13 protein-coding genes and 2 pseudogenes are annotated in these 14,736 nt (G+C 37.5%); 13 read left to right on the top strand and 2 right to left on the bottom strand.

Features of this window, described 5'->3' with window-relative positions; translation table 11 throughout:
• The 7 genes from CEF16_RS05015 to CEF16_RS04995 all read left to right on the top strand — a co-directional run bounded on the left by CEF16_RS05015 (position 1) and on the right by CEF16_RS04995 (position 5,080).
• Positions 1 to 339 carry a cyclic-phosphate processing receiver domain-containing protein gene (locus tag CEF16_RS05015; RefSeq protein ID WP_091580476.1) on the top strand — a complete coding sequence of 113 codons (339 nt, stop codon included), beginning with the start codon at positions 1 to 3 and terminating at the stop codon, positions 337 to 339.
• Positions 340 to 580: 241 nt separating this feature from the next.
• Positions 581 to 751 (top strand): hypothetical protein, encoded by a 171-nt coding sequence (locus CEF16_RS23595; RefSeq protein ID WP_170031613.1) that lies wholly within the window; start codon positions 581 to 583, stop codon positions 749 to 751.
• 84 nt (positions 752 to 835) lie between these two features.
• Positions 836 to 1,765, top strand: a complete 930-nt coding sequence (locus CEF16_RS05010) for a dipeptidase (protein ID WP_170031610.1) — start codon at positions 836 to 838, stop codon at positions 1,763 to 1,765.
• Between the two features lie 71 nt (positions 1,766 to 1,836).
• Positions 1,837 to 2,127, top strand: a complete 291-nt coding sequence (locus tag CEF16_RS25240) for a HesB-like (seleno)protein (RefSeq protein WP_425427956.1) — start codon at positions 1,837 to 1,839, stop codon at positions 2,125 to 2,127.
• Between the two features lie 89 nt (positions 2,128 to 2,216).
• On the top strand, positions 2,217 to 3,020 hold the full coding sequence (locus tag CEF16_RS05005; protein ID WP_170031607.1) for an ABC transporter ATP-binding protein: 804 nt from the start codon (positions 2,217 to 2,219) through the stop codon (positions 3,018 to 3,020).
• 225 nt (positions 3,021 to 3,245) lie between these two features.
• Entirely contained in the window at positions 3,246 to 4,031 is a 786-nt protein-coding gene (locus CEF16_RS05000) for a SurA N-terminal domain-containing protein (RefSeq protein WP_091580467.1), read from the top strand.
• A 131-nt stretch (positions 4,032 to 4,162) separates the two neighbouring features.
• Positions 4,163 to 5,080: a chemotaxis protein gene (locus tag CEF16_RS04995; protein WP_091580465.1), complete on the top strand. Its 918-nt coding sequence runs from the start codon at positions 4,163 to 4,165 to the stop codon at positions 5,078 to 5,080.
• Between the two features lie 43 nt (positions 5,081 to 5,123).
• Here the strand turns inward: CEF16_RS04995 and CEF16_RS04990 are convergent.
• Positions 5,124 to 5,639, bottom strand: a pseudogene (locus CEF16_RS04990) (Tn3 family transposase); the annotation flags it as partial.
• A gap of 247 nt (positions 5,640 to 5,886) precedes the next feature.
• Between CEF16_RS04990 and CEF16_RS04985 the strand changes: the two are divergent.
• Together CEF16_RS04985 and CEF16_RS04980 are read left to right on the top strand one after the other, a co-directional pair.
• Complete coding sequence (locus CEF16_RS04985; RefSeq protein WP_091580462.1) at positions 5,887 to 6,462, top strand: DeoR family transcriptional regulator; 576 nt, start codon at positions 5,887 to 5,889, stop codon at positions 6,460 to 6,462.
• Positions 6,463 to 6,477: 15 nt separating this feature from the next.
• Positions 6,478 to 7,896 carry a PepSY-associated TM helix domain-containing protein gene (locus CEF16_RS04980; protein WP_091580460.1) on the top strand — a complete coding sequence of 473 codons (1,419 nt, stop codon included), beginning with the start codon at positions 6,478 to 6,480 and terminating at the stop codon, positions 7,894 to 7,896.
• Positions 7,897 to 8,289: 393 nt separating this feature from the next.
• On the opposite strand, the pseudogene CEF16_RS04975 reads toward CEF16_RS04980, so the two are convergent.
• Positions 8,290 to 9,461, bottom strand: a pseudogene (locus CEF16_RS04975) (IS256 family transposase).
• Positions 9,462 to 10,131: 670 nt separating this feature from the next.
• Here CEF16_RS04975 and CEF16_RS23590 point away from each other — a divergent pair.
• The 4 genes from CEF16_RS23590 (at position 10,132) to CEF16_RS04960 (ending at position 14,578) form a co-directional block, all read left to right on the top strand.
• Positions 10,132 to 10,281 (top strand): hypothetical protein, encoded by a 150-nt coding sequence (locus CEF16_RS23590; protein ID WP_170031604.1) that lies wholly within the window; start codon positions 10,132 to 10,134, stop codon positions 10,279 to 10,281.
• A gap of 239 nt (positions 10,282 to 10,520) precedes the next feature.
• On the top strand, positions 10,521 to 10,697 hold the full coding sequence (locus CEF16_RS23585; protein ID WP_170031601.1) for an ATP-binding cassette domain-containing protein: 177 nt from the start codon (positions 10,521 to 10,523) through the stop codon (positions 10,695 to 10,697).
• Between the two features lie 349 nt (positions 10,698 to 11,046).
• Positions 11,047 to 13,344, top strand: coding sequence for a DEAD/DEAH box helicase (locus CEF16_RS04965; protein WP_091580456.1), 2,298 nt, complete (start codon positions 11,047 to 11,049; stop codon positions 13,342 to 13,344).
• Positions 13,328 to 14,578 carry a ribonuclease H-like domain-containing protein gene (locus CEF16_RS04960; RefSeq protein WP_091580453.1) on the top strand — a complete coding sequence of 417 codons (1,251 nt, stop codon included), beginning with the start codon at positions 13,328 to 13,330 and terminating at the stop codon, positions 14,576 to 14,578. Before CEF16_RS04965 ends, CEF16_RS04960 begins: the two co-directional genes overlap by 17 nt.
• Positions 14,579 to 14,736 lie beyond the last annotated feature (158 nt).

The following is a 14,736-nucleotide window of genomic DNA, read 5'->3' as shown; positions in this document are numbered from 1 at the left end:
TTGGAACGACGTAACATATTTCTAGACGATGTGAGGCCTAGTCCAGATGACCATATTTTGGTCACGACAGCAGAAGATTGTATTCTGCTCTTAAAAGATAATCAGCCAGTTTCTCATCTATCACTTGATCATGATCTTGGCAGTAAAAATAAGAACGGGTTTGAAGTAGTATTATACCTATTAGAAAATAAACAATTTCCAGAACGAATTACGATACACTCAGCAAATGCAGCAGCAGGTAAAAAAATGTACCGTCATTTGCTCAGTGCCAAGGACTCAGGAGTACTTCCGGCGCATGTGAAAGTTCTTCACCGGCCGCTCCCGCTTAGATTCTCTTAGGGTTGAACAAAGAGTAACCAGTGTTTGCAGGATTGCCCACTTAAAAAGGGGCAGTCCTTTTTAAGGTTTAACGAATCGGTCAAGCTGAGCTTTTCTACTAAGAAAGGAAATAAAAATGAATGAAGTTATGCTTACAGATAGAGCGAAAGAATTTATTCATAACCAGTCAGATTATAAACATCCAAAGATCATTCTAACTTCAACCCTAACAGGTGGTTGACAGGGAATTGTAGAATTTTCTTTGGTTCTGGAGGAATCAAACAGACCAGAAACGATATCCTGTGTTGCTGAGGCTGGTGCTCTCCAGCATGCTGACGATCAGCCGTCTTTAGATCGGCATCCATCTTTTGGCTGGATATTAAAAAACAAAAATGAAACACTGGCGGTAGGAATAAGAATGAAAAAATACTAAACCATACCTAACTGCTCGTTACACACCTGGTGCATAGACGCATATCATACTATAAAAGAGAGAATGATAAAGGAGACTAGCCGCATGTTTATTGCAGACGCTCATTGTGATGCTTTATGGAAAATGCTGGCCATGAAACAGCCTTCCTTTAATGGGTCATCACCTCTTCGTGTGAATACGAGCAGCCTCAAAAAAGGAAATGTGAAAATTCAGAATTTTGCTCTATATACGTCCGTAAAGGATTCGTTAAGTCGTCAAAAAAAAAATATAATGAAAGAGTTGTATTTATTCAAAAAATACATTGCTGGTAATAACCTTATCAAATGGACCCCCTGGAAGCCGATTCAACTCACACCTTTTCACACGAATGCTATTTTATCCTTAGAAGGAGCAGGGATGTTTGGGGATAACCTTCATGAATGGAAAAACTTAAAGGAAAATGGAGTCGAAATGGCAAGCCTTACTTGGAACGAAAAAAACGAGCTCGCTGCGGGGAGTTCTCAATCAAACAAATACGGTTTGACAAAAGCCGGTAAAAAGGTCATAGCATGGCAAAATCAAAATCATATGGTTGTGGATGCTGCACACTTAAACGAACGGAGCTTCTGGGATGTTTTGGAACACGCGAAACATGTTGCTGTAAGCCATGCAAACGTAAAAGCCCTGTATGATCATCCTAGAAATTTAAGCGATCAACAGATAGAGGCTTTAGCAAAACAAAACAGCTTTATTGGATTAACTTTTTACCCCCGGTTTATAAATGGCTCTAACTCCGCTGTTTTCACGGATTTAGCAAGACAAATCGATTACCTTTGCAGTAAAGGAGCAGAAAACATTATTGGATTTGGTTCTGACTTCGACGGGATTGATACGACAATAAAAGGTTTAGAAAGTCCCGCAGATTTCCCGCGTTTATTAGAATGGCTATCAAAGCACTTTAATGAAAAAATTATTCAAGGAATAGCAGGAGTGAATTTTCATCATTTCTGGACTCGGAAGCGAACAAAACAATAATCATATTGCATTTTCCTTTGCAAAAATAAAGAGATCATCTAAAATATAAATAGAGAAAGAGGTGATGAATCGTGGAAATTACTAACCAAGCAAAGGATTTTATTCAAGAAGTAATGAATGAACATGACATGTCTACGATCCGGGTTGTTTTCTCCGGCATGGGCTGAGGCGGTCCAAAATTAGGACTGGCTCTGGATGAGCCGGCAGAAACCGATGTAAAGCAGGAAGTTAACGGAATTAACGTAGCAATCGAAGAACAAATCGTTTCTCACGTTCAAAACGTGACATTAGATGTTGAAAGTTCCGGTGATGGGCAAGTAGGACTTGTTATGAAAGGCGGAACAAACAGCGACTGCTGTTAATAGATGACATCTGGCACCCTTTCTTCGTCCTTTGAAGGGTGTCTTTTCTTGACGATGGCCACTCCGAAAACAGCAAAGGGGGAAAATCTGTGGAAGACTTTAATGATACGCTTTTATCTTTTCAAAATGTTAGTGTCACCACAGGAGGGAATCCAAGGCTGAAAGATATTACTTTTGACATAAAAAAAGGGGAGCACTGGGGCTTATTAGGCTTGAACGGCTCTGGAAAAACAACACTTTTAAAAGTTATAGCAGGATATGTGTGGGCTAGCAAAGGACATTTGGTGAGTTGGCAAGGTACATATGGAAAAATTGATATTCAAAAACTTCGCCAGCAAATAGGCTGGGTCAGTGACTCTTTAGATGACAGGTACCGGACGAAACAAACCAGTACCGCTCTTGAAGTGGTGTTAAGCGGTCTTTTCGCCTCGATTGGCCTTTATAAAACATTCAAAACGGAGGATATCAAAAAAGCAGAGTACTGGCTTGATTTCTTTGGAATATATCATCTTAGAAACACCCCTTATCTACATTTATCTCAAGGAGAAAAAACTAGGTCTCTCCTGGCAAGAGCTTGGATTGCTGAACCCCCATTATTACTGTTAGATGAACCATGTTCAGGGCTTGACGTAAAGGGCAGAGAAGAATTTCTATCTTCTTTGGAACATTTACTTCATCTTGATAATGCCCCTGCTCTTCTTTATGTTACTCACCACCTAGAAGAGATGCCAAATTCTATACAAAACGTATTATTATTGAAAAATGGGGAAATCCTGACTAAAGGATCTAAATACGATACATTAACAAATGAATATGTGCAGCGCGTATTCGATGTAGATGCACGCATTGTCTGGGAACAAGCAAGGCCTTGGCTTGTTATTTCCTCTACTTAAAGATAATTAGAGAGATTTGGTACGTTTTTTATAATTTTACAAATTTGTCTTTCGTCATGCACCTAGAATTTATACAGCCTGTCATATCAGTATTCAAGTATTTGATCGTTTTGAGATTTTCACTAAATTTCTTTATAAACCCAGCCAGTTATGTATTTTACATGTTTTTATTTACACTCTGTATGTTACAATACATTTCAGTATTGATAGGAAAGGAGAATTCCTTTGAGTAAAAAGTGGATATTAAGTCTCGCCCTTGCTGTATCCGTATTGGTAACAGCAGCATGCGGTGATGAAGAAGGTCAAGAAGGTGAAGGCCAGCAGCAAGAAGAGGGACAAGAAGAGAAAGCGCAAGAAGAGAAAGCGCAAGAAGAAGCTCCTGAAGAACAAGAAATGCCGGAGCCAGACCTTGAAGATATACCTGACGTAGTAGCTGAGGTAAATGGTGAAGAGATTTCTAAAGATGAATTTGAATCTGTTTATGTTTCTACTCTTAATACTTATGCAATGCAAGGAATGAACATTGAAGAGCAAGACGATGGCGGCAAAATGAAACAGCAAATTCAAGAACAGACAGTAGAACAGCTTATCGGTCAAGAATTATTAGTACAAGAAGCAGATAAACGCGAATTGAGTGCTAGCGAGGATGAGATAAAAGAAGAACTCAACTCCTTGAAAGAACAATTCGGATCCGATGAAGAGTTTCAAAAGGCTCTTGAAAGTGAAAATCTTTCCGAAGACGAACTTCAAAGTGACATCGAAAAACAAGTAAAAGTTGAAAAGTTAGTAAAAGATGAAGCTGGCGAAATAGAAGTTTCGGAAGATGAATTACGGGATATGTATGAACAAATGAGCCAAGGTCAACAAGGGGAAGAAGGAGAAGACAGTCCTTCCTTTGAAGAGATGAAACCACAGCTAGAAGAACAAATGGTGCAGCAAAAAGAAGGCGAAGAAATTCAAAAATTAGTAGAAGAACTTCGTGAAAGCGGAGATGTGACCGTTAATATTTAACCCTTCATACGATCCGGCAGAAAAATCTGCCGGATTTTTTATACTTTTTTTTGCAGCCAGCTCAGAATAAGGTAAAATAGAGACAAAAGTACTATTTGGTTTATTTTAGTTAACACTTGAGGGGGACAATTATGGCTGTTACAAATCAATCAGACATATTACTTGAAAGCGGAACGAATGAATTAGAAATCGTTATGTTTAACGTAGGAACAGGTACATTTGGTATTAACGTATTAAAAGTTCGTGAAATTCTTCAACCAGTAGAAATAACAGAAACACCTAATCGTCATAAGCATTTGGAAGGTATTGTACGTTTGCGAGAAGAAGTAATCCCAGTAATAGATCTTGCTAAAGTACTAGGATATCCACCCGCTGACCAACCTGAATATGACAAGTTTATTATAGCGGAATTGAATCAAATGAAAGTAGCTTTTCATGTCCATTCGGTATCTCGCATCCACCGTATTTCATGGGAGCAGATTGAAAAACCTGGTGACCTGTCACAAGGCCATGATGCAAATACAATAGGTATTGTTAAAATGGACCAAGGAATGTCACTGCTGCTGGACTATGAAAAAATTGTAATGGATATTGCTCCTAGTTCAGAAATGCAAGGCATCCAGAGAAATGATGAACATGTTAAGGACCGTGCTCACAAAACACTAATGATCATCGAAGATTCTCCGATCCTCAGAAAACTGCTCGAAAATACTCTTGAGGATGCAGGTTACACATCTTCTGTATTATATCAAGACGGAAAAGAAGCTTGGGATTACATCAGTTCTCTCACAGAAACAGATGGAAGCGATAATAAACGATTACCGGATTTAATTATAACTGACCTTGAGATGCCAAGGATGGACGGGCATCATTTAACTATAAAAATAAAAGAACATGAAGAACTTAAACATCTGCCAGTTGTTATTTTTTCTTCTTTAATTACCGAAGATTTGTACCACAAAGGAGAGAGAGTTGGTGCAAATGCCCAAGTCAGCAAGCCTGAAATCGGTAAATTAGTCGATGAAATTGATAAATTAATATTAAAGTAATGATCAAAAGCTTTAGAAGGGACATCCCTTTTAAAGCTTTTTAAATATTCAAAGCACCAGCACGTTGAAGGTGAAACGAAGTCGACGCTCCCTTAATACCCCACGCTTTCCAAAGAACAAAGCCCTCACTAAACTACTCATTGATTCTCCTTTGTTTAAATCTTTTTTGATTCCCCGACGTAATGCTTCATTAGAAATATAACCTAGAATAAAAACAGTCTTTTCAATTCTTCCTATTTAGGACGAAGTGCAGTGGGTACCTATTCTGGCGTGCGTATGAACCTAATTTTCCCATAATAAGTGAACTAGATACTTTTCCTTCCCGAATCGAATGTGCTAATCGTAAAACATTATCGTAATTTTCTTGAATGATTGTTGAATTAATTTTTCTAGCAAGATACCTCTAATCAATTGGAAAATCACTTGATTGACCGATAAAATTATGTTTTGAATCGGCTAAATCACGCAATCGAGGTGCAAAACGAAATCCAAGTATATGACTTAATCCAAAGACTTGATCAGTATAGCCGGTTGTATCCATGTAATTTTCTTCGATGGAAGGAACTTTAATATTTCATTATGTCCTCACATTTAAATATTAAATTCTAATAAATAATATGATGTTAATTCCAAACATTTTTAAACATTTTTCCGTTTTGTACAATTACTTAAAACGTAAGTTAAATTATAATTAATTTATATAAACGAATTATGTTGAATCCTTTAAGAATAGCAGTTCAATAGGATCATTGACGTATTTGTTTTATCTTCTTTGAAATCACTATCATAAAAACAGGAGGAATCAGATGTTACCGATTGAACGACAACAACAAATTTTAACATGGTTAGAACAAGAAGGAACTTTACGCGTTTCTGAAATCAGTAAAAGATTAGACGTGTCCGAGATGACCGTTTACCGTGACTTAAAACCATTAATTAAGCAACAGAAAGTAATAAAAACATCAAATGGAATTACTTGTACTCCTCAACACCATATTTCTGCTAACATTTGTTCTTATTGCAATAAAAACTCTAATACGAAACTATCCGTTCAACTTATCAAATTAAATCAACAAGTTGAACATACCTGCTGCGCTCATTGTGGTCTGCTTCGCTATCAAGCTATCGAAAAAGAGGTTTCCCAAATTATTTGTTATGACTTTTTAAAGGATACAACGATAAGTGCCAAGATGGCGACGTTTTTGTTAAATGCTGATGTTCACCTTAATTACTGTCAACCGCAAGTTATTACTTTTGACTCTCTAAAACAGGCTAAACAATTTCAACTGGGATTTGGTGGAAACATCTACAATTTTGAAGAAGCTATTAAAGTGATTATGGAAGAAATGAATGGTAAAACTTGTTGCCATTCAAAAAAATAAAAAGGGGACAACCAAATGGAGTCTGTAAAAGTAGAAACAACAATTAAAAATCCCAAAGAATTGACTGAAAAACATACAAAAGCCTCTCTGTATAAAACGGTATGGAGATGGCATTTCTATGCAGGGATTTTTTTCGCGCCGCTGATCATTTTTTTGGCGATAACAGGAGGGTGTTACCTATTTAAACCGCAAATTGAAAATCATATGTATCATGATCTTTATTATGTAAAACAAGGGGAACAAAAAATTTCATCTAGCGAACAAATCAACGAAGTCAAAAAGAATTACCCAAATGCAGAAATTACAAGTTTCACACCTTCTTTTAAAGAGAACAGAACATCTGAGGTTGGAACAACGGATAACGGAGAAAGTGTATCAGTGTATGTTAATCCATACAATGGAGACTTCATTGGAAGGATAAACGAGGATGAACGTTTTATGGCATCGGTCAAAGATCTACATAATGGTGAATTATGGGGTGGTACCATAGGAAACCGGTTGGTGGAACTTGCTGCTTGCTGGGCTATTATCTTAATCATTACTGGTGTTTATTTATGGTGGCCTCGTAAAAATAAATCCTTATCCGGGATACTTTTTCCTCGATTTTCTAAGAGCAAACGGGTTTTTTGGGGTGATATACATGCTGTGACAGCATTTTGGTTTTCATTGTTTATTGCCATTATTCTATTATCCGGACTAATGTGGACGGATGTTTGGGGAAGTATGGCCAAAAGCGCTGTCGATGCAACCGGAACTGGTAGTCCAGTGGGTGATCAACCTTGGGAAAAACATGCATTTCCAGAGTCTACTGTCCCTACTAAAGAAGTAGCAGACGTTCCGTGGGCCGCGGAGAACTTACCTGTCCCAAATTCTATAGCTAGCGAGGGGACACCGATTTCGATTGAGAAGGTCATTCAAATTGCAGAATCCAAGAATGTAATTCCAGGGTACAAAATAGTCTTCCCTGAAGACAAGACTGGGGTATACACCGTATATCTAGATCCAGCTGACGTTTATCCTGACCGCCCTAAGCCTTGGACTCAACAAACGTTGCACATTGATCAATATAATGGAGAAGTTTTAGCTAAATTAGGATGGAAAGATTATGGAATCATGGGAAAAATCATTTCCCTTGGGATTTCCTTTCACCAAGGTGATTTTGGATTTATAAATCAACTATTTAATCTCCTCTTGGTCCTTGCTTTAATTGTTATTCCGTTAAGTGGACTTATCATGTGGAAGAAACGAAAGCCGAATGGGAAACTGGGTGCCCCGGCATTGCCAGAAAACTTTAAGATGTTAAAAGGAGTGGCCTTAATTATCCTAGTTCTTGGCATTTTCTTCCCTTTAGTGGGTATATCACTATTGTTTGTTTGGGTCTTGGATTATTTAGTAACTAAAAGAATACCAATGGTAAAGCAATGGATTGGTTAGAAAGCTACGTTTACTGGAAGTTATCACACAAATAATGAATATCAAACATTTGCATTAATTGTTACTTTACTACTTCTTTTAACCTGTACAGCAAATAGAAGTCAGACAAATAATGAGGCTGCTATATGCCAAAATTATGATTATTGGAAAGATTTCTTTGTACGAAAAAACAAGAAGAAAATCATGAACAACATCATTAAAATTTTTTAAGTATGTTTATTTGGTGTTGCAATTTGTACTTTCTTATTCCAAAATTCACAATTTATAACATACTAAGGTACCGTCAATAAGTTAGTGTAAATCTCATTATAGGGTATCGCTCAGTTAACTGAGAGGAGGGAAGGTGTTCTGGTATAGCCCCCGCGGGGGCTATACCAGAACACCTGTCACCTTTTACTTGTCACCATACCGTTGCGTAAACATGTCTTGTAATGCATCATAGGGCCGTTCCAAAGCCTCGTAATTTGCGCTCAGACCATTTGTGATTATATTCATTCACCTTAAGATAGACCACCTTCTCAGCTGCCTTTTCATTTGGGAGACTATTCATGGTTTTAATGCGTTTCTTGAACTCTTTCATGATTCGCTCCATGATATTTGTCGTGTAAATCATGGGACGAATCGACGAAGGATAACGCAAGAACGTTAAAAGCACTGAGAGATCCTTTTCCCAGGATTTCACGATCTTCGGATACTTCTTCTGCCAATTGGATTTAAAGGCCTCAAACTGGTTATGAGCTTCTTCATGACTATTTGCTTGATAGATAGGCTTGAGGTCCTCTGCCAGGGCAGATTGGTCTTTGGTACGTGCTTCATTTAATGCATTACGAACTTTATGGACCACACAACGCTGGACGTCAGCTTTAGGGAATACAGATTTCATGGCTTCTTCAAGTCCAGGCAGTCCATCAAAAATACCTAAGATAACTTCTTCAACACCACGGTTATAGAGGTCTAAGAGGATTTCTTTCCACTTGAGAGAGTTTTCTTTTCCGCCGACATAGAAGCCCAAAATTTCTCGGTAACCGTTTTCAGTCACCCCTACTACCAGGTAAATGACTTCATCATCAACATTATCACGACGCAGTTTAAGATAGGTCCCATCCAAATAAAGAACAGAATAGCGCTTCTGAAGAGGACGCTCTTTCCATGTTTCAATGTCATCCATCACCACATCTGTGATCTGGCTAACTGTCGCAGGAGAATAAGAGTAACCTAAAATTATTTCGATAAAGTGACTAATTTCTCGGGTACTGACACCTTTCTGATACATGGCAATAATGGTTTCACCTAGCCATTGTTCACGTCTTTCATAAGGTTCAAAAACGCTGGTTTGAAAAGCATTATCACGATCTCTTGGAACATTTAATTGGTTGATGTGACCGTATTTGGTGTCCAAAGATCTTGGATACGTTCCATTTTGTAATTCTTTCATTCAGGATGTTCGTGTTCGAAAAAGTCTCCATTTCTTCTTTCATGATGGATTCAAGTTTTTCTTTCACAAACGTTCGAACCATTTCATCAAGTTGATTTTCTAAGTTGTTGTGTCCTATACTGATAGACAAGGTAGGGCATCTCCTTTCTTAGTTTTCTTGGTCGTTAACTACGAGGATACCCTGCCTCTTTTTTTGTCTTCAACATGTTTACACAAACTATTAAACATCATCCTATGGTAAACAATAGATTAACATTTTATCTTTGCTCAAATGTTAACCAGTTCCGTGATTAATCTTATCCCAATCATTTTTCCGTATATATAATTCAATAAAATATTAAAAGCCGATATCCTTAGCGTATAGGAAATCGGCTATTTCTTTATAAAAATTTGCTTAGCGTCTGCTTTTTAGATCTTTATAAAAATTCCAAAAAATCAATTGACTGTTTTATAACACAGTTGTATAATTATCATTAACATATAACAAATTGGGAGTGGTTAGAATGAAACAAACACACAAAAAGACAAACGAACGCCGTTTCACACCAAACAAAGAAGAAAAATCTATTTTGCAGATGATTAATGATTATTACACTGTTCGATAATAACAATATTTCTTAAAAATTATTAGTACAATAGCGGAGATATCCCGTTATTGTTTTTTTTGTATCATTGAATACATATATTTGTAATATACCTGTATTAATACAGATTTTTATAAAATGTTTTGAATATTTCGTTTTATAACGTATAATAAAAAAATAAGTATAATACTCATTAGCGAAGGGGAGACGATCTTAATGAAGGAAATAGATCGCATAAACCTCATAAAAGAACTTGAAGAACTTTGCGGCATTCCGCATTCACTTCTTGTAAGACTAAATGATGAAGAAATGAACAAACTTTATAAAGAAAGAGTAATAGATCGTACCATTCCATCTAAAAAATAATACAGCACCTTTATTCTGCTTGAGAAAAACATCCTTCCCTTTATGGAGGATGTTTTTTTAAATATCTAAAATTAAATGTATAGATGGGTGTCTAAATATTTCTGCTTAAATAACGCGTACTGTATTTTTTATTGAGTACTCATTGCTAATAGCACCGTTACCTTTGTTACCGTCGAATGTACTAATAAAACACACACGTTATCGAGTTAATATTTTGAATTTTTTGATTGATGCTTACCTTGGAAAAAATCAATGAAGAAGGCATATCTATCCTACTCGTTGAACAAAATGCACATTTGGCTTTAGAAACAGCAAAGTATGCTTATATCTTAGAAAATGGTAAAATTGAGCTGGAAGGGTCAACAGAAGAATTAAAAGAAAATGATCAAGTGCGTCAACTTTATTTAGGGGCATAGACATTAGTACATTCTTTTTGAGCTCAAGCCGTTATTATGTGAGCGTCATCACATAGTCACGGCTTGTTTTATATGTTGAAAGAAAACGAATGATAAATGTTGGTTTGAATAGGAAACGGCATTCTTAGAGTGTTCTTCATATCTTTTCATGCCAAGGCGAAGAGATTTTATTTTATAATATATATACTGCTTTATTGACCGGGGTTAATCCGAGATGCATGTAATCGTGCGCGATCGCATTTCTTAAAATAATCTGTTTGTATAAACACAGTGTAAAAAGAAAATTGTACCGAAACGAATGCTGTGTTGCACGCATCTCAGGCTAACTCCCATAAAAGGGGTGAACTTCATGAAAAAAAAATCAATTGAGGAATTAATCGATTGGATGAAAAAAGAAACCACTTTAAACGATAGAATCGAATATTGGCATACGCTTGAGGAAAAAGAAGCTAAAACAGTTTCGTTCCCTTCATCACTGGATAAACGGATAGTAAGAGCCCTGGAAAATAGGAACATTACGTCTCTTTATACCCATCAGCATACTGCTTTTGAAAAAAGCGGTGCGGGACAAAAACATACGGTATCTGTTACACCAACAGCGTCCGGTAAAACGTTATCTTATAACTTACCAGTACTACAATCCATTCTTGACGATAAAGAATCTAGAGCACTTTATTTGTTTCCAACAAAGGCACTAGCCCAAGATCAAAAAAGTGAAATCAATGAATTAATAGATGAAATGGAAGTGGATATTAAAAGCTATACGTATGACGGGGATACAGCTCCAAATATCAGGCAGGTTATCCGCAAGGCCGGCCACGTTGTTATTACAAACCCTGATATGCTCCATTCCGCTATTTTGCCTCATCATACAAAATGGGTCTCCCTTTTTGAAAACCTTAAATATATTATTATTGATGAATTACATACGTACCGCGGTGTATTCGGCAGTCATGTTGCCAATGTGGTAAGACGGTTAAAGAGAATCGCAAATTTTTACGGCAGTTCACCTGTTTTTATATGTACGTCTGCAACCATTGCAAATCCAAAAGAACTAGCCGAAACACTTACGGGCGAATCCTTTCATTTAATTGATAACAATGGAGCCCCAAGAGGAAAAAAACATTTCGTTTTTTATAATCCTCCGATTGTTAATGAAGCAATGAACATTCGTAAAGGAGCGACCTCGGAAGTTAATAAATTGGCTTCGCTTTTTTTAAAAGAAAAAATACAAACGATCGTGTTTGCAAAGAGCCGGGTGAGAGTAGAAGTGATATTAAGCCACCTGCAAGAGTTAGTAAAAAAAGAGCTCGGCCCCAAATCAATACAAGGGTACAGAGGAGGGTATCTCCCGAAACAAAGAAGAGCAATTGAAAAAGGACTTCGAAACGGAGACATTATGGGAGTAGTCAGTACAAACGCCCTAGAATTAGGGGTAGATATCGGCCAGCTTCAAGTTTGCATTATGACGGGCTATCCGGGTTCTGTTGCAAGTGCCTGGCAGCAGGCTGGACGTGCAGGCAGAAGGCAGGATGAATCGCTGATCCTTCTTGTTGCCAGTTCAGCTCCTGTTGACCAATACATGATTCAGCAGCCCGAGTTCTTCTTGGATCAAACACCAGAATCAGCCAGAATTCATCCAGACAATCTTATTATTTTAGTAGATCACATTAAGTGCGCTGCGTTTGAACTCCCATTTCAAGAAGGAGAAACGTTTGATGGTGTGGAGATTGAAGAGGTACTTGAATATTTAACGGAAGAACAAGTATTGCACCACCGCGGCCATAAGTGGTATTGGATGAATGACGGCTTCCCGGCTCATGGTGTCAGCTTACGGTCTGCTTCACAGGAAAATGTTGTTATTATTGATCAAACAGACATTGCTAACGTGAAAGTGATCGGCGAAATGGATCGATTTAGCGCGATGACACTGTTACATGATAAAGCCATTTATTTACATCAAGGTGTTCAATACCAAGTGGAGGAACTTGACTGGGAAGAAAAGAAAGCTTATGTCAAAGAAGTGCAAGTAGAATACTTTACAGATGCTAATCTTGCTGTGGAATTAAAAGTTTTAGAAGAAGATAAAAGCACGGAATATCCGTCTTTTGAATCTGCGTTTGGTGATGTGATGGTCAACGCAAAAGCGACGATCTTTAAAAAAATAAAAATGACGACCTTTGAAAATATCGGTTCCGGTTCGATTCATCTTCCCGAAGAAGAATTGCATACCAATGCCTGCTGGATAAGTTTTCCATATCAAACTGTATCCAAGTTTGGGAAAGAACCGTTGGAACAAGCCTTAATAGGAATTGCTAATGTTCTCCGCCATGTAGCACCCATACATGTTATGTGTGACCAAAGCGATCTCCATGTGGTCCCGCAAATGAAAGCAACTCATTCTGAAAAGCCGACCATTTTTTTATATGATAGATATCCTGGCGGAGTAGGCTTGTCTTCTGCAGTTTATTACAGCTTGCTGGAACTTCTGCAAAACGGCAAAAAGCTTATACAATCTTGTCCTTGTACAACGGGTTGCCCATCATGCGTTGGTTCTGATTTAAATCTTGGCGAAGAAGCAAAATGGCTCACACTTCGTCTAATGAGATTGTTAGAGGAGGAACACCAGTTTGAAGCTGAAAAATAAACTACATCGTATGAAACACCATTTAGGAGATAATAAGCCTGTCCAGTCAGAAAAGGAAGATAAGGAAACGGTCCCTGTCGATCATTACCATAATAAAGAAATTCCTTTTGCAAAAGTGTGGGAGGACTTGAGTGCAGAATCCCGTTTTTTAGAAGACCAGTACATGATAAAGAGGGAAGTCGTTTATCCATTCAAGCATGCTCATGGAAAATATAAATTACAGGAGCTTTTTGATGTTTGGGAGAAGTGGAAAAACGAAACAGCGTTTCATCCTCTTCATCCGAATGAAAGAAGTCCGGAAGATCTTTTATTTTTTGATACCGAAACAACGGGTTTAAACAGCGGGGCAGGAAACATGATTTTTTTACTCGGCGGTGCACAATTTACAAAAGAACATGTACAAGTCAGTCAGTTTTTTCTGCCAGGTCCAGAAGCTGAAGTCGCCTTGTATCATCATTTTTTAACAGATACGGCTTCTACACAAAACCTTGTCACGTATAACGGAAAAGCCTTTGACTGGCCGCAGCTAAAAACGAGGCACACGTTTGTGCGAAACGAAGTTCCTAAACTACCTGCATTCGGTCATTTTGATTTATTGCACGCTGCCCGCCGGCTCTTTAAACATCGGCTGTCTTCTTGTAAGCTTTCTGTCGTAGAAAAAGAAATATTACAATTCGAGCGTATCGATGACACCCCGGGATATCTAGCACCAATGCTTTATTTTGACTTTTTAAATGAAAAACATCCCAATTATATTAAAGGGGTGCTCACGCATAACGAGTGGGATGTTTTATCTTTAATCACACTTTATATCGATCTGTCCAAACGAGTACTAAGCAATAGATCATGCGGTCGAGAAACCTATGAAATAGGGAGATGGTACGTTCAGTGTAAAGAATGGAACAAAGCAAGATGGTGTTTTGTAAAAGCACTCGAAACAACAATAGAGAGAAGGGAATGGCAAGAAGAGTGCATGTTTGCGCTTGGCTTTGTAAATAAAAAATTAAATCAAGAAAAAGAAGCAGTAGAGTGTTTCCTTAAAGTATTAGAAAATAATAGCTCTAACAGCGCAGATGCTGCCATTGAAATTGCTAAATTTTATGAACATCGAGAAAAAAATCCAGAAAAAGCCCTGCACTTTGTCCATAAAGCAGTTAAAATAAATGGTAATGTGACTCCGCAATTAAACAAACGAATGAAGCGCTTACAAAATAAAAAGGAAATAGGGAAATGATGAAGTGAAATATTTCCCGGGCAAGCGCAGAATAGAACATATTTAGGGAAAATTTACTGTTTTACGACAAGAACATTAGCACTCAAATGTCGAACTCAAACTAAAGGATTGAAGGGAAATAAACCGGCGGTGCCCCGTCGGTTTCATTTGAAAACAGA

It is taken from the genome of Alteribacillus bidgolensis, from assembly GCF_002886255.1.
Classification (GTDB): Bacteria; Bacillota; Bacilli; order Bacillales; family Marinococcaceae; genus Alteribacillus; species Alteribacillus bidgolensis.
Note: the sequence above shows the minus strand (reverse complement) of the source record. Positions and strands in the feature narration are given on the sequence as shown.

Coding starts and splice junctions, on each gene's coding strand:
- CEF16_RS05010 (WP_170031610.1), top strand. CDS start 836: ATGTTTATTGCAGACGCTCATTGTGATGCTTTATGGAAAATGCTGGCC.
- CEF16_RS04995 (WP_091580465.1), top strand. CDS start 4,163: ATGGCTGTTACAAATCAATCAGACATATTACTTGAAAGCGGAACGAAT.
- CEF16_RS04985 (WP_091580462.1), top strand. CDS start 5,887: ATGTTACCGATTGAACGACAACAACAAATTTTAACATGGTTAGAACAA.
- CEF16_RS04980 (WP_091580460.1), top strand. CDS start 6,478: ATGGAGTCTGTAAAAGTAGAAACAACAATTAAAAATCCCAAAGAATTG.
- CEF16_RS23590 (WP_170031604.1), top strand. CDS start 10,132: ATGAAGGAAATAGATCGCATAAACCTCATAAAAGAACTTGAAGAACTT.
- CEF16_RS04965 (WP_091580456.1), top strand. CDS start 11,047: ATGAAAAAAAAATCAATTGAGGAATTAATCGATTGGATGAAAAAAGAA.